The following is a 22,415-nucleotide window of genomic DNA, read 5'->3' as shown; positions in this document are numbered from 1 at the left end:
CATGGGCGATCTTCAAAAAAGTACGCAGATCACAGATGCCAAACGCATCGTTATCAAGATCGGTTCTGCCCTTCTTGTCGATGCAAAACACGGAACCGTTCATCGCAAATGGCTGGAAAGCCTTGCACAAGATATTGCCGAAGCCCGTGCGCGCGGCCAGGAAGTCGTCATCGTGACCTCGGGTGCCATTGCCGTTGGGCGCCGACACCTTGACCTGCCAAGCGGTAGCCTGCGTCTGGATGAAAAACAAGCTGCTGCGGCATGCGGCAATATCCGGCTCGCCCATGCTTATCAAGAAGTTCTGGGACATCATCAAATCTCGGTCGCACAAATTCTGGTGACTTTGGAAGACAGCGAAAACCGTCGACGTTACATCAATGCGCGTAACACCATTGAAACACTTTTGCGCGTTGGCGCCATTCCCCTGATCAACGAAAACGACACGGTTGCAACCGATGAAATCCGCTTTGGCGATAATGACCGCCTTGCCGCCCGTGTTGCCGCGATGGTCAGTGCAGATACATTGGTTCTTTTTTCCGATATCGACGGCCTGTACACCGCAGATCCAAGCAAAGACCCCGAAGCGCGTTTCATTCCCGTTGTTGAACAAATTACACAAGACATTGAAGCCATGGCCGGTGGTGCCGCCAGCAATGTCGGGTCCGGTGGCATGACCACAAAAATTGCCGCGGCCAAAATTGCCCTGAATGCGGGTTGCCGCATGGTTATTACCAAGGGGGAACGCGCCCATCCCCTTAAAGCACTTGAAACGGGTGAGAAAGCAACGTGGTTCCTGCCTGAAGCCACACCACGCAGTGCCCGTAAACAGTGGATCTCCGGCAGCCTGAAAGCCATGGGTGAAATTGTGGTCGATGACGGTGCCCTAAAAGCTTTGAAAGCTGGAAAAAGCCTGTTACCCATCGGTGTACGTGCCGTTAACGGTGATTTCATGCGTGGAGAAGCCGTCAGCGTAAAAGGCCCGGACGGGCGTGAAATCGGGCGCGGTCTTATTGCATATGGGTCCGAAGATGCGCGTAAAATTGTCGGTGTAAAATCCAGCGAAATTAAAGAAAAACTCGGATACATTGGTCGTGATGAAATGATTCACCGCGACCATCTGGTGGTTGAACTATGATCGACATTTCTTATGTCATCACCGTTTACAACAAGGCCGATCACATCGCCCCCATGCTGAATGCACTGGAACGACAAGAGGGCGATTTCAGCCGTGAATTTATCTTTGTTGATGATGGGTCCACGGATCATTCCCTGGACATCATCCGTGAACGCACCAAAAACTGGTCCAATGTTCGCATTATTGAGCAAGAAAACGCTGGTGTCAGCATTGCGACCAACACTGGTGGTTTTGCTGCAAAAGGCGAATTCATTAAAATCGTTGATGCGGATGATGCGATGACACCCTATGCCAGCCGCCGCCTGCTGGATATGATGCGCACGCATAATCTTGATCAGATCGCCGCAGAATGGAAGCTCAGCCCGGATATTGAAACAGAGTCAAAAAATGCGGTGGAAACCGAAGCATCTCTGAATATTTTAGAGGATGCACTCTCTGCATTTTTCAAAATAGGCATGGGGGGGTCAACCTCAACCATGATTCGCACCAGCGCTTTTAATGAAGTGGGCGGATGCGACGAGCGGGTTTTCGTTCAGGATTTTTCACTTCCGTTACGCCTCAGTAAGAAACATCGTATGGCTACGACTGACTTATTGGTCGTTTTTGGCCCTGAAAATGCTGATGGTCGTATTCTGGATGCACAGGCCACCGTCATTCACGATCTGTCTGCGACAATGTATTATTTCCTGATGGATAACCCGGATATAAGGGCTAACCTTCAACGCCTCGCCTTTAAACGATGTGCGGGTCGGGCGTGGAAATGGGCAAAACGTAAACAAGGAAAATCTATTTTTTCACGCGCCTTTTATCTGTATCTCTTATCTCGCCTTCCCATCTGGCAACAAACAAGTCACCTGATTGGCGAAACCATGTACATCTGGAAAGATGAAACCGTTCGCCAATCCGGTTCACAAAAACATTAAGCCGTCACCCGACGATCGCGCACCGACATTTCCTTAATCGGTAAGTGTACTACGGCTGCAAACAGTCCTAGCGCAATAGATGCCAGCCAGCCACCTTGAAAACTACCGGTCAGATCGAAGAAATAGCCCCCCAGCCATGCCCCGAAAAACGCACCAACCTGATGGCTGAACAGCGTAATGGCAAATAAGGTGCTCATATAGCGTGTGCCGAACATGACCCCGACCAATCCACTGGTTAGCGGGACAGTCGATAACCATAATGCCCCCATCGCAACGGAAAATGCCATTGTTGAAAAGACGGTAATCGGCATCAAAGTATAAATCAAAATTGCTACGGCACGGCTGAAATAAATGATACTGAGAAGATATTTCTTTGAATATTTCCCACCCAATACACCCGCCACATAAGTGCCCACCATATTAGACAAACCAATGACAGCCAAAGCGGTCGCCCCGACATCCGGTGAAATATTACATGTCGATAAAAACATCGGCAGATGCGTCACGATAAAGGCAATATGGAAACCACAAACAAAGAAACCCAAATTCAATAAAATATAGCTGTTGGTCCCAAACGCCTCATGCAAGGCTTCACGCAGTGTTTGTTTCGGTTCATGGGTTTCAATACTGCTGTCTGCCGGTTTTGCATTGACTTGCAAAGCCAGAAAAACACCCAAGGCCGCAATCGCTGCCAAACAGGCAAGGGCAAAAGACCAGCCATATTGATTGATCAAAGTTTGGGAAACTGGTGCAAAAAGGAATTGACCAAAAGATCCCCCCATTGAAGCAATACCCAAGGCCGTGCTGCGTTTTTCTTCAGATACCATGCGGGCAACAGCCCCCAAAACAACCGGCAATCCCATCGCTGCTACACCCAGACCGATAAAAACACCGGCACTCATGTGGAACATCAATGGCCCTTGTGGAAAAGCCATCCCTACGAGACCCAGGACATAAACGACAACACCGCACATCAAAACAGGCATCGTGCCGTATTTATCGGCCAACGCACCTGCAAACGGCTGAGCAATACCCCACATCAAATTTTGAATAGCAAGTGCGAGTGCAAAAACACCCAGCTGCCACCCCAAATCCATCCGCATGGGTTCAATAAACAAGCCGTGATTTTGACGCATCCCCATTCCGAGTGCCAAGATAAGCGCCCCGCAAATAATGACAATCCATGCTTTTCTGCCCATGTGGCATTCCTTGTTTTAAAAAACCAATCGCTAAATGTAAGCATTCCAAACAATATTTCCAACAATATAGATAATATTGCGTATAGAAAAAATATTATGAGAGGATTATATCTAAATGGGATAAGACTTTTAAGGATGGCAACATAAATGAAAAGTTTAGTAAAGGCATTCTTTTGCGCTGTTTTCTTTTTCAGCACAAACAGCTTTGCTCAGCCTGATTTTTCCAAAGTAAAGGTTGTTACGTCCTTCTACGAACCCTATAGCTTTGCAGAAGAAGGGGCCGCTCAAGGAATCGCGGTCAATCAAGTTCGTAAAATTCTTGCTCAACTGCACTTTTTTCCAAGCATCAGTGTCTATCCTTGGGCGCGTGCCTACAATATTGCACTCAACATACCCAACACCCTTATTTTTTCAATGGCCCGCACGCCTGAGCGTGAAGAGAAATTCCATTGGATTGGACCCGTTGTTGGCTTTGATGTTCATATTTTCAAACATAAAGAACGAAAAGACATCCAAGTCCATAACCTCGCACAACTGAGAAACTATCAAATCGGTGCTTTGCGCAAGGATGTCAAAGGACAGTATTTGAAGAAACACAAAATTGCCGTCACAGAACTCACCAGTGAGGAAAACGGGATTAAACTTCTGCTGAACAATCGTCTGGACCTTATGCCTGCCGATATTACGGCGACTAAATATCGCCTTGAAAAAATGGGGTTTTCTCCGGATATTCTGGAACCGGTTTATCATTTGAGTGAAATTTCCAGACCACTTTATGTCGCATTTAGTTTGAATACTCCGATGGAAACCGTAAATGCATTTCGTAATGCCTACAAAAAAGCATTTCCAAACGGCCTTTAAACACGCACAAATCTACGAAACATCCCAGGTTTTGTAAGGACAAGGACATTCCCCAACAAAACCAATGGCACACCAACCACCGCTGCCGTTGGCCAATGATATCCTTCAAAAACAGTCGAAAGACTCAACGCAACAATTGGAAAAAGCACAACACTATAAACCGCTTTTTCAGGGCCGATGTTTCCAAGCAGTGTCAAGTAACAGCCGAAAGCAATCACCGATCCAAATACAGCAAGATAGAATAGGGACCAAACATAATCCAAACGGGGATCAAAGGTAAATTCAACCCCGTTAAAGGCGGCAAAGGTTGCCATAAACAACGCCCCATAGGCCATTCCCCATGCATTTGCCTGCATAACCGGAACACCTTTTTTCTGATTGCGTGCTGACACCATATTGCCAAACGATGCACACAAAGTCCCCAGTAAAACCAATGTCATGCCATATAAGCCGCTGTCTGATGGGTCAAAATGTTTCACTTCCGGCCAGAAAACCATAAAAGTTCCGACCATACCAAGGGTTGCCCCAACGATCACACGACTGGATATGGACGTTTTAAAGAACAACCGGCTTAAGATAATATTCATCACCACCATAGAGCAAAAGCCAACACTAACCAGCCCGGTGGTAATATGCCCACTGGCGATATACATGAAGAAGTAGTTGCCTGAAAACAAGCACAAACCCAACAGGGCAAGCCATATGTGCGTTTTACGATCAAACGCAAGAGAGCGTCGCGTAAAGACGCAAAAAGCCAGCAATAAAATACTGGCTAATGCGAAACGGTATGCGATGGAGGCTTCCACCGCAACCACGCCCAACTGATATTTAATCGCAAGCCACGTTGAGCCCCAGATCAAAACCGTTGTTATATAAAGAAAGGCATTGGGCATGCTGAATTCATTCCGCCTTGTTCCAAAAACGTCGCTCTGGCAATAAAGCCAGAGCCTGAATTCACGGGAGTATCCAGATCCCGGTGCGACGGGATGACGTAACCGCAAGCATTAATTTATCTCACCCAAAACGGCTTGGCAATTTCTGCTTCCACTTGCGCTTTTGTCAGGCCCACATCTTTCAACATGTGCTCACTCAAATGCGCAAGGGACTTGCGGGAATTATGGCGGTGAAGCCAAACAAAAAGCGTTTTGTGTGCTGTCTTCAGCATTGTACCCAAACGTGCCTGTGCTTTTTCGCCGTTATGGGTTGAACAGCATTCAATAATGTTAAGAGTTTCTACTGACATAACGATCTCCATCACGTTTAAGGTTTAGTCAATAGAGGCGCGCCTCTTATGGTTTCTTTTTACAGATGTTTTCTTCTGTCCTCAAACGATCTTTTTTGCTATACAGCATAAGTAAAACTAATCCGAACAATAGGATTGTATCGAAACAATGGCCCGTAAACTCCCCCCATTGAATGCATTGCGCGCATTTGAATCGGCTGCACGCCACCTCAGCTTTACACGTGCGGCAGAAGAACTCTATGTGACTCAGGCTGCCGTCAGCCATCAGGTCAAGGCTTTAGAAGATCACTTGGGACTTAAGCTTTTCAAGCGGTTAAACCGTGCTTTGATGCTAACAGATGATGGTCAGCAATATTATCCTGAGGTGCGTGACGCATTAGATCAGTTATCGCGTGCAACGGAAACTTTATTAAAATCCGACCTCAATGGGGTCTTGACTGTATCGGTCATGCCGTCCTTTGCCTCCCTGTGGCTGGTGCCGCGTTTGCAAAATTTTACTAATCAATACCCCGACATTGACGTTCGCATTGCAGCAGACGACAGCTTAACTGATTTTGCTCGCGATGATGTGGACTGCGCCATTCGATACGGACTGGGCAATTGGCCAGATGTGTATCAGGAACGATTTATGGAGGAAGATGTTTTTCCAGTATGTTCTCCCCTTTATCTGGAGAAACACCCCTCATTAGTTTCTCCACAAGCCCTGAAACATCATACGTTGATCCATGATTACGCCATCCATAGCGATGCGGAAGCCCACCTTGCGTGGAAATACTGGTTAAAGGAAGCGGGGATCAAAGGTGTCGACCATACCAGAGGACCAAAATTCTCTCATACCCATATGGTCATGCAAGCCTGTATGGTCGGTGAAGGTGTTGCATTAGGGCGATCAGCCCTGATCCAGACGGAATTGGATGCCGGGCGATTGGTGCGTTTGTTTGATTTCAGTATCTCCGCTAACGTTGCTTACTATTTTGTATGCCCGAAAGGCGCGACGGAAAGGTATAAAATTAAAGCTTTTCGCGACTGGTTATTATCAGAATCAGCCTAAATTTAAGCATTCATTTCAAATATTTTCTGATAAGCTAGTTTCAAATGAAATTATATTAGAGAGGCCTTTCACATGCAGCTAGCCGAAGCCCTTTTTTGCGCCCTAAAAGATCGCGGCGCTACCGAGGTTATTGGAATCCCTGGCGATTTTGCCCTTCCCTACTTCAAAATTCTGGAAGACACTAAAGTTCTACCGCTTTATACCCTCAGCCATGAACCCGGTGTCGGGTTTGCAGCTGATGCGGCAGGACGTTTCAACAGCCGCCTGGGGGTGGCTGCGGTAACATATGGTGCAGGTGCCCTTAATATGGTTAATCCGGTGGCACAGGCTTATGTGGAAAAATCACCCTTGGTGATTATTTCCGGTGCACCGGGCAAACAGGAAAGCCAGCGCGGCCTTGGCTTGCATCATCAGGTGAAACGAATCGATTCCCAATATAAAATTTTTGAAGAAATTACCTGTGCGCAAGTCATTCTGGACGATGTCCAGACCGCACCACAATTGATCGCACAAGCCTTGGATACCTGCATTCAACAATCACGCCCGGTTTATATTGAATTACCGCGTGACATGGTGGCCGAAGATATTGCGGCTGTCCCTGCCTTTCATCCCGGCTGTGACAACATGGACGCCGCACGTGCCTGTGCTGAAGAAGTTCTGGAACATTTACGCGCCGCCAAACAGCCCTGTATTATGGCCGGCGTGGAAATTCGTCGTTTTGGTCTGGAAAAAAAACTGGCGGAACTCACCAATATTCTGGGTGTGCCGGTTGTGACTTCTTTCATGGCACGCGGTATTTTGGCCGACAGCGAAATCCCCTTGATCGGTACTTATCTGGGCCTTGCCGGTACGGAAAAAGTCCGCAAAGCGGTCGAACGTTCCGATGGCCTGCTGATGTTAGGCGTCATCCTGTCCGATACCAACTTCGGGGTTTCCAAGCGTGAGATTGATATGCGCGCCTGCATCCATGCCTTTGATCGCGAAGTCAATTTCGCCCATCACACCTACCGGGAAGTTACGCTGGAATGTTTGATCGAAGCCTTGATTGAAATCGCCCAACCTATTGGGGATGCCAAACGACACCCTGCCCCTGTCTACCCGCGTAATCTCAGCGCCGATGATAAAGCCATCGCACCGACCGATATCGCCTGCGCCGTCAACGATATGTTTGCCAAACATGGGAAAATGCCTATCGCATCGGATATGGGAGACTGTCTATTTACCGCAATGGATATTTCCAATACCGCCCTGATCGCACCGGGCTATTATGCCTCGATGGGACCGGGAGTACCGGCGGGTCTCGGTATTCAGGCGACATCAGGCAAACGTCCATTAATCATGGTTGGCGATGGCGCTTTTCAAATGACAGGTTGGGAATTGGGCAATTGCCGCCAGTATGGCTGGAACCCGATTGTCTTGCTGTTTAACAACCGCAGTTGGGAAATGCTGCGCACCTTCCAGCCGGGACCGGACTATCACAATCTGGATGATTGGAAATTCGCCCAAATGGCAGCCCCGATGGGCGGGAAAGGTGTGCGCGTCACCACCCGTAAAGAATTGGTCGAGGCCTTAGAAGCTGCCCAAAATGATACATCCTGTTTCCAACTGATCGAAATCATGCTGGAACGCGGCGAAATTTCCCAAACCCTCAATCGCTTTGTCAACGCGGTGAAACGATTAAGTACAACGAAATAGGACCTTGAAGGAGGGTGTGGATAAACTAAAGTCGCATCCTCCTTTATATAAAAAGATTTGTACCTGTGGATAAATTTCTCTAGCTTGGAATAGTTTGATTATTCTTTTTAAAGTTATTCCATGCACGCTTTTTTGCTTACAGCTTGCGCCTTGATCCCACTGGCAGCCAATTCTATCCTCTGTCGGCAAGCCCTTGAAACCGGTGCAATTGACGCAGCTTCTTTTACCTCCATTCGGATTATTTCCGGTGCTGTGATGCTGTGCCTGATCGTCCTGATCCGCCGCCGTCCCTTATCCAGACAAGACGGAAACATCAAAAGCGCCGCCATGCTGTTCACCTATATGGTGTTCTTTTCTTTTGCTTACCTTTCCCTAGGTCCTGTTGACAAAGTGGGTTCACAAATTGCTTAGAATGTGATTCAAGACTTCTTTTTATGAGGAGAAGTCTATGCGGAATTTGATGAGCGACGATGAATGGTTATTCTTCGAGCCATTCCTTCATGCCCAAGGGCCAAAATCTGGCCGTCCTCCCTCAAATCACCGCCTCACTCTTGATGGTATTTTTTGGATTGCCCGGACAGGAGCACCTTGGCGTGACCTCCCCAATTACTTCGGTAAATGGTCCTCTGTTTATCGTCAATTCCGCCGCTGGACATTGCTCGGCGTTTGGGATGTTCTACTGGATGCCTTGAACGATGCCAAAGCCGTTCCAGATACAGTGCAAATGATAGATAGCACAATCATCAGAGCCCATCATCAGGCTGCTGGGGCAAAAGGGGGACTCAAAAAGAGGGTCTCGGCCGTTCAAAAGGTGGCTTTACGTCCAAAATACACCTTCGAACAAATGCCGAAGGCTTGCCAATAGCTCTGGAAATCAGCGAAGGCCAAACATCAGATTACAAAGGGTATGCTCCATTGATGGAATGGGGTGGTCCAGATGCCAAGGTTCTATTGGCAGACAAAGGCTACGATGCAAACTCCATTCGGGACGATATGGAGAAACGCGGTGGATACGCCATGATCCCAATGCGGAAAAACCGAAAGGAAATCACTCCCGTTGATGATTTCGTATATGGCTTGAGAAATCAGGTTGAACGCTGCTTCAACAAACTCAAAAATGCTCGCCGGGTTGCAACTCGGTATGACAAGACGATGCTCAGTTTCCTTGGCTTCGTGCAGGTCACATCAATTCGGGTATGGGTAAAATATTTTGTCAACAGGACCTAGGGGCCGGAACGGGGGCTTTGATTTTATTCGGGGCCGTTCAGCTTACCATGTTTGTCTATGCCCTTAAAATCGGGGAACATTTCAGTCTTTTATCCTGGCTGGGCCTGGGAATTGCCGTCAGCGGGATTATTTATCTGGTTTCCCCCGGTCTGAATGCACCGGACTTGATCGGAAGCCTTTTAATGATTATCGCCGGAATTGCATGGGGGCTTTATTCACTGGCCGGACGGGGCACGACCAAACCACTGGAAAGCACCGCCATGAACTTTGTTTACTGCGTGGTGCCCGTTATTGTGATGAACCTGTTCTTTCTGGATCAAACGATTCTCAGTAATCACGGCGTTCTTTTGGCAATTGCCTCAGGGGCATTCGCTTCCGGCTGCGGATATACCATTTGGTATGCAGCCTTGCGTTATCTGAAAGCCACCCAAGCCGCCACCGTTCAATTATGCGTTCCAATTATTGCCGCCCTTGGTGGAACGGTGCTGCTGGATGAAATCTTGACACTGCGTCTTGTTTTGGCCTCCCTTGCCACATTGGGCGGGGTTGCCTTGGTCCTTTCGCAACGATCCCATAAAAGAAGCTAAATTCACATAGAATAAATTGGTTATTTTTGTTTAATAACAACTTCGCGCTGCGGATATGGAATCACAATATTATTTTCTTGAAGGGCTTTATAAATCATAAACAATAGGTCGCCTCCGACTCTATTCCTTCCGTCATCAACACCTTCCATCCAAAATTCTAAAAGAATTTCAATTCCACTATCCTTAAATGCTTGAATTTCTGCATCAGGACGTTCTTCTATTGGCACATTATCACCGCTTAGAACCTGAGGGTGAGAGGATGCCACCTCGCGAAGAATCTTAAAAAGTTTTTCAAGGTCAGTATCATAGGCAACCTGAAAGACAATTGGATATCGTTGTTTTTTATGTGCGTGTGACCAATTTACGAATGCTGTCGTGATAAAACGTTCATTTGGAACCATAATATCCTTGCCGTCATAGGACTCGAGCGTTGCCGAACGCATCGTAAGTTCCCGCAGAACACCTGCACGTCCATCTTCAAGCTCGATGTAGTCACCGATAGCGATTGAACGATCAAGCAAAATGATAATACCTGATATAAAATTAGACGCAATTTGCTGCAATCCAAAACCGAGACCGACCCCAATTGCACCGCCAAACACGACAAGCGCAGTAAGATCGATACCCGCAATTTGCATAATGACGAGGGCAATAAGTACAAATAAACCAATTTGGAATGCCTTAAGCACCAATTCCTTGGTCGTATCCGTAAGTGTCTGACGTTGACGGATAAAATCGCGCCCTTTTCTGTTGGATACACGCCCCAGCCAAAATAAAATAGTTCCAAATATGACTGTGCGTGCAAGTGCGTAAAGCGTAAAGCTAATATTGCCGAGATTGATATTGACGCCTTCTAGAATAGAAACCAACTCATCAAGAAAGCCGACCGCGTATATCATGATAGTAGGCGAAAGCACAAAGAACGCGAAGTAACGAACCCCTGAGTTCGTAGAGACCTGCGTTGCTGCAATATACACTATTGATAAAAAATTAAGCCCCTGCACAAACTGTACAAGCCATTTTTCCTTAAAAATTTCTTCTGAAACAGCAACGGCGACACCCAGAAAAATCACATTGGTAACCGGAAAAATAAAATCCCGTAAACGTGACGTGCCCCTGCCAACAAAAAACGTGTTTTTATTGGATAAAGTCTCTATTTCATCAGTAGAAACTTTATACATCCGACTTTTAATAAAGCTTGAAGTTGACCAAGAACAAAGAACCGTAACCCCAATCACAAGGAGTTGCAGATAAAAATCAACGCTTTTGAGTGTCGTAAAAACAATATTTAAATATGCATTTTCCAAAGAACATATCCCAATTCAGAAAACATCAAGGTATTTTAAACACTTCCTTGCCGCCTTACCACATCTAATGAATACAATTACCTTGTATAAGTCTTCATTCTGATATCCTGTGCAACATTAAAAAAACATCGTTATGTCCTTACCAATTTTCCGCACGTAGTTCGAAATGGCCTTGGGGATGATCACATGCAGGGCATTTCAACGGGGCCTCGGCACCTTCATGAACAAAGCCACAATTGCGACAGCGCCAAACCGTTTCTTCCGCCCGCACAAAAACCCGTTCATTTTTGATATTTTCTGCCAATCCTAAAAACCGTTTGCCATGCTGGCGTTCCGCAACTGCGATATTGGTAAAGGTGTCGGCAATATCATCAAAGCCTTCTTCCCAGGCAATTCGGGCAAATTCAGGATACATTTCTTCATATTCATGCTGTTCACCCCCTGCCGCGTCGCGCAGATTTTCTTCAGTGGACCCATTGCCTCCTGCCGGGAAAGTCTCTGTAATCGTAACCTCACCGCCTTTCAGGTATTTATAAAGGCGGCTGGCGTGCGCCTTTTCCTGATCTGCTGTTTCTTCAAAGACATGCGCGATCTGCACGTAACCTTCTTTCTTCGCCTTGGCAGCGAAGAACGTATAACGATTACGCGCCACACATTCCCCGACAAATGCTTTCAGGATGTTTTGTTCCGTCTGACTTCCTTTAAAAGGGACAGTCTTTTGTAGTTTATGATGGGAATGGTATTTCTTAAAAATGGCGTTTTGATGCGCTTCCAAAACATCATATCCCCCAATATGGTGTCCATCTATAATCACTTGCGGTACAGTGCGCACACCGGGTAGACGATCCTGCATTTCCTTAAACGACTCGATGGTTCCTGCATCAATTTCCGTAAACGAAATATCGTTTTCTTCCAGCAAAGCCTTTGCCTTTTTGCAGAACATACAATTATATTTTGTATAAATTTCAACTGTCATTTTTCTTCCCCCAAAATACGCCACTGTGCGAAAAGAAGACTAGGCTCGTAAAGACGATTTGACAAGTGGGGCTATATGAAGCTTTTCTTTTCGTTCAGAAAAAACTAAATTGGGCACAGATTTCGAAAGGAGCATTGAGAGACACATGTCTAACCCGTTCATCATTGGCCTGAAAACCAACCCACAGCTTTTTTTCAACGAACTGGACACCATCGAGGTCCAGGCCATCGCACAAGCCTGCTTGCGCGTTCTGGAAACCCGCCATAACGAAGGTGATATCGAAGCTGCCGGTTGTTTGCAAAACGTCTATCGCGACGTTGCCAATATCGAACTGTGACCCGTTTTATTCCCCTCCTCTTTGTCTTTTTATGGAGCACCGGTTTTATCGGAGCCAAATTCGGCCTACCCTATGCCGAACCGTATACCTTCCTATTTGTACGTATGACATTGACATGCGCCATTCTACTTGTTGTTCTCCTGATCTTAAAAAAAGAATGGCCTAAAAGCCGCCAACTGAGTGGGCATGTCGCAATCTCAGGCATTTTAATCCATGTTGGTTATCTCGGCGGGGTATTTACGGCCATCAAAATGGGCCTACCTTCCGGCTTAACAGCTTTGATTGCCGGGTTCCAACCTTTGCTAACGGCCTTTATTGCCAAGCCCGTTCTCGGGGAAAATGTGCGCCCGGTTCAATGGGTAGGCTTGGTGCTAGGAATCATCGGAACGGTCTTGGTCCTCAGTGAAAAAATTGACCTGAACGATACCGCCTTGTTTGAAGGCTTCCCCTTAAGTGCCGTTTTTATTGCTTTTGGCGCGGTTGTCTGCATTACCATAAGCTCGGTCTATCAGAAAAAATATTGCACGACCATGCCACTGATGAGCGGGACTTTCATCCAGTATTTCGCTGCCTGCCTGATTTACGGCCTGCTGGCCTCTGGTTTTGAAACAATGGAAATCCAGTGGACAGGGGAATTTATCTTCGCCCTGTTCTGGTTGATCTTCGTGCCCTCGTTCGGGGCTATCAGCTTATTGATGTGGATGATCAAGCAGGGCGAGGCCTCCAAGGTGGCCAGCATGTTCTATCTGGTCCCTGCCGTAACAGCGTTGGAGGCCTTCTTCCTGTTTGGCGAAACACTCGGTCTAAGTGCCCTGATCGGTATGGCTGTGGTCAGCGTTGGCGTTGCCTTGGCTGTGCGAAATTAAATTTTGAATTCAGGAATTTCTGTCAAAGGGCCAAGTGCAGTCAAAGTCGGTTTGCTGGCAAAGACACGGCGGGCCACCTTACAGACTGCATCGACATCAATGGCATCAATTTTTTCAACCACTTCTTCCACCGGAATAATACGGTTAAACACTGTCAATTGGCGGGCCAATTGTTCACACCGGGTTGAAGTGCTTTCCAGTGACATTAAAATGCTGGATTTTAACTGGGCACGTGCGCGTTGCACTTCATCTTCACTGACACGTTCGCAGACCTTGGCAATCTCATCAGCCAACACCGGAACCAGTTCTTTCATTTCATCACGGCCCGTACCGGCATAAAGCCCCAGCATCCCACCATCATCATAAGCAGAAACAAAGCTATAAATCGAATAGACAAGCCCTCGTTTTTCGCGGATTTCCTGAAACAGCCGTGATGACATGCCACCACCGAACAGGGTCGACATGACCGACAAGCTGTAAAAATCGGGATCATCGTATTTAACCGCATCAAACCCGGCAACCAAATGAACCTGTTCCAGATTGGGGCGGTTTTCCACAAAATCCCCCCCGACATAACGGGTCGGTTCTGGCAAAATCTGTGTTTCACGCGGCAAAGAGGTAAACTTTTCTTCGACCATGGCGACCAATGTGTCATGGTCCACATTGCCAGACGCACTAAAGACCATGCGCGATGTCGCATAATTATCCTGCATATAAGACAAGACCGTGTCACGAGACAGGGATTTGACGATATCCGCCTCGCCCAAAACCGGGCGACCCATGGCCTGGTCAGGATAAGCCGTCAGTTGGAAATGATCGAAAACAATATCATCCGGCGTATCGTTCGCCTGATAAATTTCCTGTAAAATAACGCTGCGTTCACGTTCTAATTCTTCGTTATCAATCACAGAATTTTGCAAAATATCAGAAATGACATCAACCACTAGGCCGACATCCTCTTTCAATACTTTGGCGTAATAGGCCGTATTTTCACGCGATGTATAGGCATTGATATGCCCGCCAACATTTTCAATCTCTTCCGCCAATTGCAAGGCATTGCGCGTCGTCGTCCCCTTAAAGGCCATATGTTCCAACATATGCGAAATACCGTTCAATTCCGGCTTTTCATGACGGGCACCAATTTCAATCCATGCACCAAGGGAAACCGACTGGACAGACGCCATATGGTTGGAGACAACGCGAAGACCGTTGTCCAGTGTCGTAATACGAACGTTCATTTAGGCAAGGGTCTTTTCAATAAAGGACTGAATGGTGGGTAAATCATTTTCCAGAACGTCAAAACGTTCTTCACGATCAAACAAATCGCTTAGACGTTCCGGCAAGGCCGGATGAACACCGGAAGCCTCTTCAACCGCCGCCGGGAATTTTGCCGGATGCGCCGTTGCCAAGGCAATGGTGACCGCATCGGTTTTCACCGCATCGCGCGCAACCGCGCAACCGATGACACTGTGCGGGTCCAGCAACTCACCCGTCTGCTGATAAAACGCATTAATCGCCTGTTTGGTTTCTTCATCATTCAGACATTGGGCTGTGAAATCTTCACACATGGCTTTCCAGCGCTCTGTACCAAAATCAACTTCACCGGTATCACGGAAATCTGCCAAAGCTTGAGTCAAGGCAGAACCGTCCGCCTTGTAATGTTGCGCCAGCAAGCGTTCGAAATTGGATGAAATTTGAATATCCATAGAAGGTGACAAACTGGGTTCCACCGTTTCCATTTTCATCACACCAGTATTGAAATAGCGTGTCAAAATGTCATTACGATTAGACCCGATCACAAAACTGTCGATCGGCAAACCCATTTTCTTGGCACAATATCCGGCAAACACGTTGCCAAAGTTCCCGGTTGGCACGGCAAAACGAGTCTTGCGATCCGGTGCGCCAACCTGAACAGCCGCCCAGAAATAATAGGCAATTTGCGCCATAATGCGCGCCCAGTTAATCGAATTCACCGCAGATAAGTTATATTTATCGCGGAAATCCATGTCATTAAACATGGCCTTCACGGCATCCTGACAATCATCAAACGTCCCTTCCACAGCAATATTGTGCACGTTGGAAGACAAGATTGTTGTCATCTGGCGGCGTTGTACATCAGACACGCGCCCTTTCGGATGCATGATAAAAATATCGATACATTCGCGGTCGCGACAGGCTTCAATCGCAGCCGACCCGGTATCGCCAGATGTGGCCCCAACGATCGTCACGCGCTCCCCGCGTTTTTTCAATACATAGTCAAACAAACGACCCAGTAATTGCAGTGCATAATCTTTAAAAGCCAAAGTGGGGCCGTGAAACAATTCCATGACCCATTGATCAGAATCCAATTGTTTCAAAGGCGCAACCGCCGGATGACCGAAATCCTTGTACGCATCCTGCACCAGCTCGTTAAAATCCGCATGCGGGATGGAACCTTCCACAAACGGGTACATCACACGGACAGCCATATCAGCATAAGATAAACCGCGCATATCACGGATATCATCGGCGCTGAACTGCGGCCAGCTTTCCGGCAGATACAGCCCGCCATCACGGGCCAAACCTGTCAAAAGAACATCATCAAAGGAAAGTGCGGGCGCTTTGCCGCGTGTGGAAACGTATTGCACCTTGGGCCTCTTTGCATCGAGATAAAAACCTAGACGCGCTGTTTAACATGCTTTGCAGTAGAGTCCAATAAACAAAACGGCCCTTACACAGGTAAGGGCCGTTCCATATCAAATGCGGTTTAAACAACCGATTATTTAGGGGCCATACGCAGGGCACCATCCATACGGATCACTTCACCAGACAGATAGGCATTGTTAACGATATGATTGACCAAATCGGCATATTCTTCTGGTTTGCCCATACGGCCACAAGGTACTGATTTGTTCAAAGCCTCTTGAACTTCGTCGGACATACCCAGCAACATCGGCGTTGCCATGATCCCCGGTGCAACCGTCATAACACGAATGCCTTTCGGGGCCATTTCACGGGCCACCGGCAATGTTAAGGAAGCCACCCCGCCTTTGGATGCCGCATAGGCCGCTTGACCGATTTGACCGTCTGCAAATGCGATGGAGGCCGTGTTAATCACAACGCCGCGCTCTTCCCCATTCACCGGGTCCAATTCCAGCATATCTGCACAGGCCAGTCGGGTCATGTTGAATGTCCCCACCAGATTGACGTTAATCACTTTAGAGAAAAGATCCAGATCGTGCGCGCCATTACGCCCCACGATTTTAGAGGCCGGCGCAATCCCTGCACAAGACACAACGATACGGGCCGCACCATGTGCCTCACGCGCGGTGGCAAATGCCGCTTCGGCACTGGCCGCATCAGACACGTTACATTCAACCGCAATCCCGCCAATTTCATCAGCGACTTTTTGCGCAGCGTCCACATTCATGTCGAAAATGGCAACTTTCGCCCCTTCGCTGGCAAGTTTGCGTGCCGTGGCTTCCCCCAAACCGGACGCCCCACCTGTAACAATTGCCGCCAAACCTTGAACGTTCATATCCTTCTCCTAAAAAATGTTTACCTTTACGTCAACGTAAACTTGAAGAAGCTTATATCAAAGACCGCCCCGCCCTGCAAAGAAAAAAGGGCCGCACCAGATAGGCACGACCCCTTTTTACAAAGCTTATAAAGCTGATGGTTGGTTTGGACTTAGAAGCCCATGCCACCCATACCGCCCATACCGCCCATGTCAGGCATAGCCGGTGCACCTTTAGGTTCCGGCAGGTCCGCAACCATTGCTTCGGTTGTGATCAACAGACCAGCAACAGAGGCCGCATCCTGCAAAGCTGCACGAACAACTTTAACCGGGTCGATAACACCAGCAGCCACCAGATCGGTATATTCGCCGGTTTGTGCGTTAAAGCCGAAGCTTGTGTCATTAGATTCAAGCAATTTACCAGCAACAACCGCACCGTCATGACCCGCGTTTTCTGCGATTTGACGGATCGGTGCTTGCAGGGCACGACGGATGATGTCGATACCGACTTTCTGATCCGGGTTCTCACCTTCCAGACCTTCCAGTGCTTTTGTTGCGTACAACAAAGCTGTACCACCACCGGAAACGATACCTTCTTCAACAGCAGCGCGTGTTGCATGCAAAGCATCATCAACGCGGTCTTTGCGTTCTTTCACTTCGATCTCGGTTGCACCGCCAACCTGAATAACAGCAACACCGCCAGCCAATTTCGCCAGACGTTCCTGCAGTTTTTCACGGTCATAATCAGAAGTGGTTTCTTCGATCTGTGCTTTAATCTGGTTGCAACGTGCAACGATATCGTCTTTATCGCCTGCACCTTCAACGATTGTTGTTTCTTCTTTGGTGATAACCACAGACTTCGCAGTCCCCAGCATGTCAACAGTCACGCTGTCCAGTTTTACACCCAGTTCGTCAGAAACAAGCTGACCGTTTGTCAGGATTGCGATGTCTTGCAACATCGCTTTACGACGATCACCAAAGCCCGGCGCTTTAACCGCAGCAACTTTCAAGCCGCCACGCAGCTTGTTAACAACCAAAGTTGCCAATGCTTCGCCTTCGATGTCTTCTGCGATGATCAACAGCGGACGAGAAGACTGAACAGAGGCTTCCAGAAGCGGCAACATCGGCTGCAAAGAGCTGAGCTTGCCTTCGTTGATCAGAATGTACGGGTTGTCCAACTCGCAAATCATTTTTTCAGAATTGGTCACGAAGTACGGAGACGTGTAACCACGATCGAACTGCATACCTTCAACAACGTCAAGCGTCGTATCCAGACCTTTTGCTTCTTCAACAGTGATAACGCCTTCGTTGCCAACTTTATCCATTGCTTGTGCAATCAGATCACCAACAGTTTTTTCACCGTTCGCAGAAATTGTCCCAACCTGGGCAACTTCTTCGTTTGTAGAAACCGGTTTGGAACGTGCTTTAACGTCTTCAACAACCTTTGCAACCGCGATGTCGATACCACGTTTCAGGTCCATCGGGTTCATACCGGCTGCAACGGATTTAGCGCCTTCGCGAACAATCGCCTGAGCCAAAACAGTTGCTGTTGTTGTACCGTCACCAGCCATATCGGCTGTCTTGGACGCAACTTCTTTGATCATTTGTGCGCCCATGTTCTGGAACTTGTCTTCCAGTGTGATTTCCTTGGCGACAGACACACCGTCTTTTGTGACACGCGGAGCGCCGAAGGATTTGTCCAGAACAACGTTACGGCCTTTAGGACCGAGTGTTACTTTTACAGCGTTTGCAAGAAGGTCAACACCTTCAAGCATTTTTGCACGAGCTTCTGTGCCGAATTTAATTTCTTTAGCCATGTGAGCTAGACCCTTATTTTAAGCAGTCAAAAATTATAATGAAATGTGATGAACAAGCTGATTAAGCTTCGATCACACCCATGATGTCGGATTCTTTCATGATCAACAGATCGTCACCGTCAACCTTGACTTCTGTACCGGACCATTTGCCGAACAGAACGCGGTCACCCGCTTTTACGTCAAGCGCGACAAACTCGCCGTCTTTATTGCGCACACCGGCACCCACAGCGATAACTTCGCCTTCGGACGGTTTTTCTTGTGCAGCTTCCGGCAAAATGATGCCGCCAGCGGTTTTAGTTTCTTGCTCTACGCGTTTTACGAGGACGCGATCGTGCAGAGGACGAAATTTCATGGTTTTAAACTCCGTGATAGTCACCAAAGTAATGACCCGAACGAGTCAATGATTAGCACTCGTTAGGTCCGAGTGCTAACAGAGGTAATTTGTGACCCCATTTCTGTCAAGCCATGAATTACTATTTTTTGATGAAACTCTATGCTGCGTCGCAGCATTTTCGGGTTTTACTCTTTACCACGACGATGGAGGAGATCAAGGTTGCCCTTCAATTTTCCCACATCAAAAATGATAAAATTATTACCCCGAAAATCTTGGACAAAATCAACCGCCTCATGATCCGGTGCCGCTTGTTTCCAAAGTGTAATCACCTTACTTCGCGGGTGAGCAACCAACCAATCGGCCATATCTTCCCCACGATCCGTCGCCAATTCTGCAATCGGTTTTTCCAAACGTCCTAAAAATTGGAATGTCCCGTGGTATTTCGCAATAAATGCCACCTCATACCCATCATCCTGCATGGTCTTAATCTTATGTGCCATCGCATGGAGATCAAACGACTGTGCAAGATACGGCGCAAGTGCAAGATGAAGCGCAACCACAAAGCCCCCCATCATGCTGGTAAAACCAATCACCGCAGATTTATTATTCAAAATCGGTTTGGCAATCATATAAAAGGCGACCATTAAGGGGATCAGCATCCAATAAGTCGGCAATATTGCGACCCAATCGGGCAATTTACGGATTGGCAAATAAGGGGCTGCGATTAAAACCGCGCTCAGCACGACCATAAATCCAGCAGGCAGTAAACGCCCCAACCGGGATGAAAATAATTCACCTTCAGCCAGCACACGCGCCAACACAAAGGCAAAGGCAGGAAAGATGGGTAATAGGTAATGAAGTTGTTTACCACTAATTAAGGAAAAGGCCACAAAGATCGGTACAAACCACAAGAGGCAAAACCGGATTTGGCTTTCGCTAAAAATCACACCTGCCTTCTTGATCAAACCGCGCCATAAGCTTGGCCAAAGAACCCAAGGCAGTAACAAAGGACCGATAACAGCCAGATACCACCACCACGGACGTGCATGAGCAAAAGATTTCACCACGCGCCCGGCTGTTTGCCCCCAAAAGATGGCATTGCGATATTCTTCACCGCCTTGAATACCTGCCGGAATTGCCCATGCCAGACCAATTACTGCCCCCCCCAGCACACAAAGCAGAATATTCAGATACCATCGTTTTCGATTCTTAATGCGTTTTTCACGATCCCAAAACGGCAACAGCAACGCAATCGGCAGAATTTGCAACAAAATCACCGGTCCCTTGGCCAGCACACCAAAGCCAATGGCAAGAGCCAGAAACCACCAGCCTTTCACATTGCCGTCACGCCAAACCATCAACAGGCCGAGTAATCCCCACAGGGTGCAGGCCGCAACCAGCATGTCAAACATCGTAACGGTGGTAAAAACAGTCCAAAAAGCCGCACCCAACAAAATAATCGGGGAAAGGTCCGCAATCATCGGACGTTCAGGCCACAATTTTTGTGCCATACTGCGGGTTAAAAACAAACAGGCCAACGCAAACAAAGGCGCAACCAACGGCGGCCACCAGTCATTTACCCCAAAAACGGCCCAGCCCGCATTCATCAACCAAAACAGCAAAGGCGGTTTATGGCTGTAGGTTTCACCGTTCAAATGCGGAACAATGAAATCCCCGCGTTGCCACATTTCCCACGCCACCGCCAAATAGCGCGTTTCATCCACCGGCAAAGCCGGACGGGTCCAGATCGCAACCACGACCAACACGAACCACATGACTGTAAACGTGACGGGAGACCAGTATTTCTGCAACATTATCCACACTTTCCTTGCCGATAGGCGACGGGCGTTTATGACATTGAAAAAGGTTGGCTTCAAGCCTGCGATGAAGAGGAACCGCGATCACTCTCGCGAACAATGGCTTCGGCCTCAGCTTCATCACCGCTAAGTTGACTCTCAATCTCGCGGCCCAATGTTTTACCATGACGATATCGACGATAAAGATAGACCCCCAGCACGCCGGAGCATAAAAATAAAACCACGCTCAAGCCGATCCGCCAAACCGGGTCCACGTCCACACCGCTGCCTGCCAAGGCAAACACAATCGTTTGCGGGATATATCCGACAAGCGAACCGATCACAAAGGGCAGCGCCCGTACACCGGACACCCCGGCGGCCGCATTTGTCGCGACGTTGCTCCCCGCTGGCAATAAACGGATCAACAAAGACATCAGGAACGGACTTTCCGACAAGAACTCATCAATCCGTTTCACCTTGCGTGGAAATTTGCGTTTGACAAAATTTCGACCCAAGGCCCGTGCGTAAGAAAAAGTCAAAATACAGCCCACACCAACGGCCAATACCGTGATCGTGGTGCCTTTCACGACGCCAAACGCATAGCCCCCCATGAACGCCAGAATTTGACGCGGGAAACCAACGGCTGCCAACACACCGCCGAGCGAAATAAAGATCAACCAGCCTTTTAAGCCCTGACCGCGCACATTCTCGTCGATCCAGCTTTCATCCATCCCTAAAGACAGCAGATAAGCCGCCCCGGCGAGCGAACATAGGAAAACCAGGCCTTTTATGAAGACCTTAAAATTCATGCCTCATCCTTGGGCAAAATGATTTCAGGAACTTTGCCCCGGCTTTGTAGCCACATCACACCCATAATATCGACAATGCCGACCCACAGGCGGTTCCACATACCATACTTGGACACCCCGCGTTCACGTGCCCGGTGATTAACCTGTACCGACTGCACACGTCCGCCACGCCGGATCATCAGTGCCGGTAAAAAACGGTGCATATGGTTAAAGTAAGGCAGATCGAGAAACGCTTCCCGTGTAAAAACTTTTAAACCGCATCCAGTATCGGGCGTGTTGTCACCCAACAGGCCAGCGCGAATTTTATTGGCGTTGCGCGATTGCCATAACTTAAACGCGCTGTCGTGACGTTTGGCCCGCCAGCCTGCCATCAACAGAAAATCCTGATTATCATCTTTGATCAATTCATCATACAGCGCCGGAATGTCCGCCGGATCGTTCTGCCCGTCCCCGTCCAAAGTCGCAATCACGCGCCCTTGCGCCTGCTTCACCCCGCTGCGAACAGCCGTACTTTGACCACAGGCTTGACGATGCGTCACCACACGCAGGTTATCCAGCTTGACCTGCATATCGCGTAATTTTTGCGGGGTGTCATCATCACTGCCATCATCCACATAAACGATTTCAAACGAGATTTTTCCCTCCAGCGCCGCGCAGATTTCTTCAATCAGGGGCTGGATGTTTTCCGCTTCATTTTTAACGGGAACAACAACGGACATCTCTGGTGTGGTGGTCATGGGCAATCAGCCTTGCTTG

The 22,415-nt window shown here is 48.0% G+C and carries 22 protein-coding genes and 1 pseudogene; 10 read left to right on the top strand and 13 right to left on the bottom strand.

What is annotated here, in order from left to right:
- Window position 1 precedes the first annotated feature (1 nt).
- Entirely contained in the window at window positions 2-1,135 is a 1,134-nt protein-coding gene (gene proB, locus ACI0FF_RS02655; RefSeq protein WP_419798607.1) for a glutamate 5-kinase, read from the top strand.
- On the top strand, window positions 1,132-2,058 hold the full coding sequence (locus ACI0FF_RS02650; protein ID WP_419798606.1) for a glycosyltransferase family 2 protein: 927 nt from the start codon (window positions 1,132-1,134) through the stop codon (window positions 2,056-2,058). The genes proB and ACI0FF_RS02650 overlap by 4 nt, the downstream gene beginning before the upstream one ends.
- Here the strand turns inward: ACI0FF_RS02650 and ACI0FF_RS02645 are convergent.
- Window positions 2,055-3,257, bottom strand: a complete 1,203-nt coding sequence (locus ACI0FF_RS02645; protein ID WP_419798605.1) for an MFS transporter — start codon at window positions 3,255-3,257, stop codon at window positions 2,055-2,057. The two genes, ACI0FF_RS02650 and ACI0FF_RS02645, sit on opposite strands and share 4 nt — an antisense overlap.
- 147 nt (window positions 3,258-3,404) lie before the next feature.
- Between ACI0FF_RS02645 and ACI0FF_RS02640 the strand changes: the two genes are divergently transcribed.
- A complete protein-coding gene (locus tag ACI0FF_RS02640; RefSeq protein WP_419798604.1) occupies window positions 3,405-4,118 on the top strand; it encodes a substrate-binding periplasmic protein in 714 nt (237 codons plus the stop codon).
- Here the strand turns inward: ACI0FF_RS02640 and ACI0FF_RS02635 are convergent.
- Complete coding sequence (locus ACI0FF_RS02635) at window positions 4,115-5,011, bottom strand: DMT family transporter (RefSeq protein WP_419798603.1); 897 nt, start codon at window positions 5,009-5,011, stop codon at window positions 4,115-4,117. The genes ACI0FF_RS02640 and ACI0FF_RS02635 overlap by 4 nt on opposite strands.
- 116 nt (window positions 5,012-5,127) lie before the next feature.
- On the bottom strand, window positions 5,128-5,361 hold the full coding sequence (locus tag ACI0FF_RS02630; protein WP_419798602.1) for a DUF1127 domain-containing protein: 234 nt from the start codon (window positions 5,359-5,361) through the stop codon (window positions 5,128-5,130).
- Window positions 5,362-5,509: 148 nt separating this feature from the next.
- On the opposite strand from ACI0FF_RS02630, the gene ACI0FF_RS02625 reads away from it, so the two are divergent.
- From ACI0FF_RS02625 to ACI0FF_RS02605, 5 genes and pseudogenes are all read left to right on the top strand, one after another.
- Entirely contained in the window at window positions 5,510-6,412 is a 903-nt protein-coding gene (locus tag ACI0FF_RS02625; protein WP_419798601.1) for a transcriptional regulator GcvA, read from the top strand.
- 72 nt (window positions 6,413-6,484) lie between these two features.
- Complete coding sequence (gene ipdC / locus ACI0FF_RS02620) at window positions 6,485-8,107, top strand: indolepyruvate/phenylpyruvate decarboxylase (RefSeq protein WP_419798600.1); 1,623 nt, start codon at window positions 6,485-6,487, stop codon at window positions 8,105-8,107.
- A gap of 120 nt (window positions 8,108-8,227) precedes the next feature.
- Entirely contained in the window at window positions 8,228-8,518 is a 291-nt protein-coding gene (locus ACI0FF_RS02615) for a hypothetical protein (RefSeq protein ID WP_419798599.1), read from the top strand.
- Window positions 8,519-8,555: 37 nt separating this feature from the next.
- Window positions 8,556-9,334: pseudogene (locus ACI0FF_RS02610) on the top strand (IS5 family transposase).
- On the top strand, window positions 9,304-9,921 hold the full coding sequence (locus ACI0FF_RS02605) for a DMT family transporter (RefSeq protein WP_419798598.1): 618 nt from the start codon (window positions 9,304-9,306) through the stop codon (window positions 9,919-9,921). Before ACI0FF_RS02610 ends, ACI0FF_RS02605 begins: the two are co-directional and overlap by 31 nt.
- A gap of 20 nt (window positions 9,922-9,941) precedes the next feature.
- On the opposite strand, the gene ACI0FF_RS02600 is transcribed toward ACI0FF_RS02605, so the two are convergent.
- Together ACI0FF_RS02600 and rbr are read right to left on the bottom strand one after the other, a co-directional pair.
- Window positions 9,942-11,228, bottom strand: coding sequence for a mechanosensitive ion channel family protein (locus ACI0FF_RS02600; RefSeq protein WP_419798597.1), 1,287 nt, complete (start codon window positions 11,226-11,228; stop codon window positions 9,942-9,944).
- Between the two features lie 139 nt (window positions 11,229-11,367).
- Entirely contained in the window at window positions 11,368-12,204 is an 837-nt protein-coding gene (gene rbr, locus ACI0FF_RS02595) for a rubrerythrin (protein WP_419798596.1), read from the bottom strand.
- Between the two features lie 145 nt (window positions 12,205-12,349).
- Here rbr and ACI0FF_RS02590 point away from each other — a divergent pair, with 145 nt between their 5' ends.
- Together ACI0FF_RS02590 and ACI0FF_RS02585 are read left to right on the top strand one after the other, a co-directional pair.
- On the top strand, window positions 12,350-12,541 hold the full coding sequence (locus tag ACI0FF_RS02590) for a hypothetical protein (protein WP_419798595.1): 192 nt from the start codon (window positions 12,350-12,352) through the stop codon (window positions 12,539-12,541).
- Window positions 12,538-13,407 (top strand): DMT family transporter, encoded by an 870-nt coding sequence (locus ACI0FF_RS02585; RefSeq protein ID WP_419798594.1) that lies wholly within the window; start codon window positions 12,538-12,540, stop codon window positions 13,405-13,407. Before ACI0FF_RS02590 ends, ACI0FF_RS02585 begins: the two co-directional genes overlap by 4 nt.
- Here the strand turns inward: ACI0FF_RS02585 and ACI0FF_RS02580 are convergent.
- The 8 genes from ACI0FF_RS02580 to ACI0FF_RS02545 form a co-directional block, all read right to left on the bottom strand.
- The gene (locus tag ACI0FF_RS02580) at window positions 13,404-14,645 is read right to left on the bottom strand and encodes a M16 family metallopeptidase (protein ID WP_419798593.1); all 1,242 of its coding nucleotides are present in this window, start codon (window positions 14,643-14,645) and stop codon (window positions 13,404-13,406) included. The two genes, ACI0FF_RS02585 and ACI0FF_RS02580, sit on opposite strands and share 4 nt — an antisense overlap.
- Complete coding sequence (gene thrC / locus ACI0FF_RS02575; protein ID WP_419798592.1) at window positions 14,646-16,034, bottom strand: threonine synthase; 1,389 nt, start codon at window positions 16,032-16,034, stop codon at window positions 14,646-14,648.
- Between the two features lie 131 nt (window positions 16,035-16,165).
- The gene (locus ACI0FF_RS02570) at window positions 16,166-16,924 is read right to left on the bottom strand and encodes an SDR family NAD(P)-dependent oxidoreductase (protein ID WP_419798591.1); all 759 of its coding nucleotides are present in this window, start codon (window positions 16,922-16,924) and stop codon (window positions 16,166-16,168) included.
- 152 nt (window positions 16,925-17,076) lie between these two features.
- Window positions 17,077-18,720 (bottom strand): chaperonin GroEL, encoded by a 1,644-nt coding sequence (gene groL, locus ACI0FF_RS02565; RefSeq protein ID WP_419798590.1) that lies wholly within the window; start codon window positions 18,718-18,720, stop codon window positions 17,077-17,079.
- A gap of 61 nt (window positions 18,721-18,781) precedes the next feature.
- A complete protein-coding gene (groES, locus tag ACI0FF_RS02560; RefSeq protein WP_188665609.1) occupies window positions 18,782-19,072 on the bottom strand; it encodes a co-chaperone GroES in 291 nt (96 codons plus the stop codon).
- Between the two features lie 167 nt (window positions 19,073-19,239).
- The gene (locus ACI0FF_RS02555; protein WP_419798589.1) at window positions 19,240-20,868 is read right to left on the bottom strand and encodes an ArnT family glycosyltransferase; all 1,629 of its coding nucleotides are present in this window, start codon (window positions 20,866-20,868) and stop codon (window positions 19,240-19,242) included.
- Window positions 20,869-20,927: 59 nt separating this feature from the next.
- Window positions 20,928-21,659: a TVP38/TMEM64 family protein gene (locus ACI0FF_RS02550; protein ID WP_419798588.1), complete on the bottom strand. Its 732-nt coding sequence runs from the start codon at window positions 21,657-21,659 to the stop codon at window positions 20,928-20,930.
- On the bottom strand, window positions 21,656-22,396 hold the full coding sequence (locus tag ACI0FF_RS02545) for a glycosyltransferase family 2 protein (RefSeq protein ID WP_419798587.1): 741 nt from the start codon (window positions 22,394-22,396) through the stop codon (window positions 21,656-21,658). Before ACI0FF_RS02545 ends, ACI0FF_RS02550 begins: the two co-directional genes overlap by 4 nt.
- Window positions 22,397-22,415 lie beyond the last annotated feature (19 nt).

Source organism: Terasakiella sp. 4MB5A, from assembly GCF_050058155.1.
GTDB lineage: Bacteria > Pseudomonadota > Alphaproteobacteria > Rhodospirillales > Terasakiellaceae > Terasakiella > Terasakiella halodenitrificans.
Note: the sequence above shows the minus strand (reverse complement) of the source record. Positions and strands in the feature narration are given on the sequence as shown.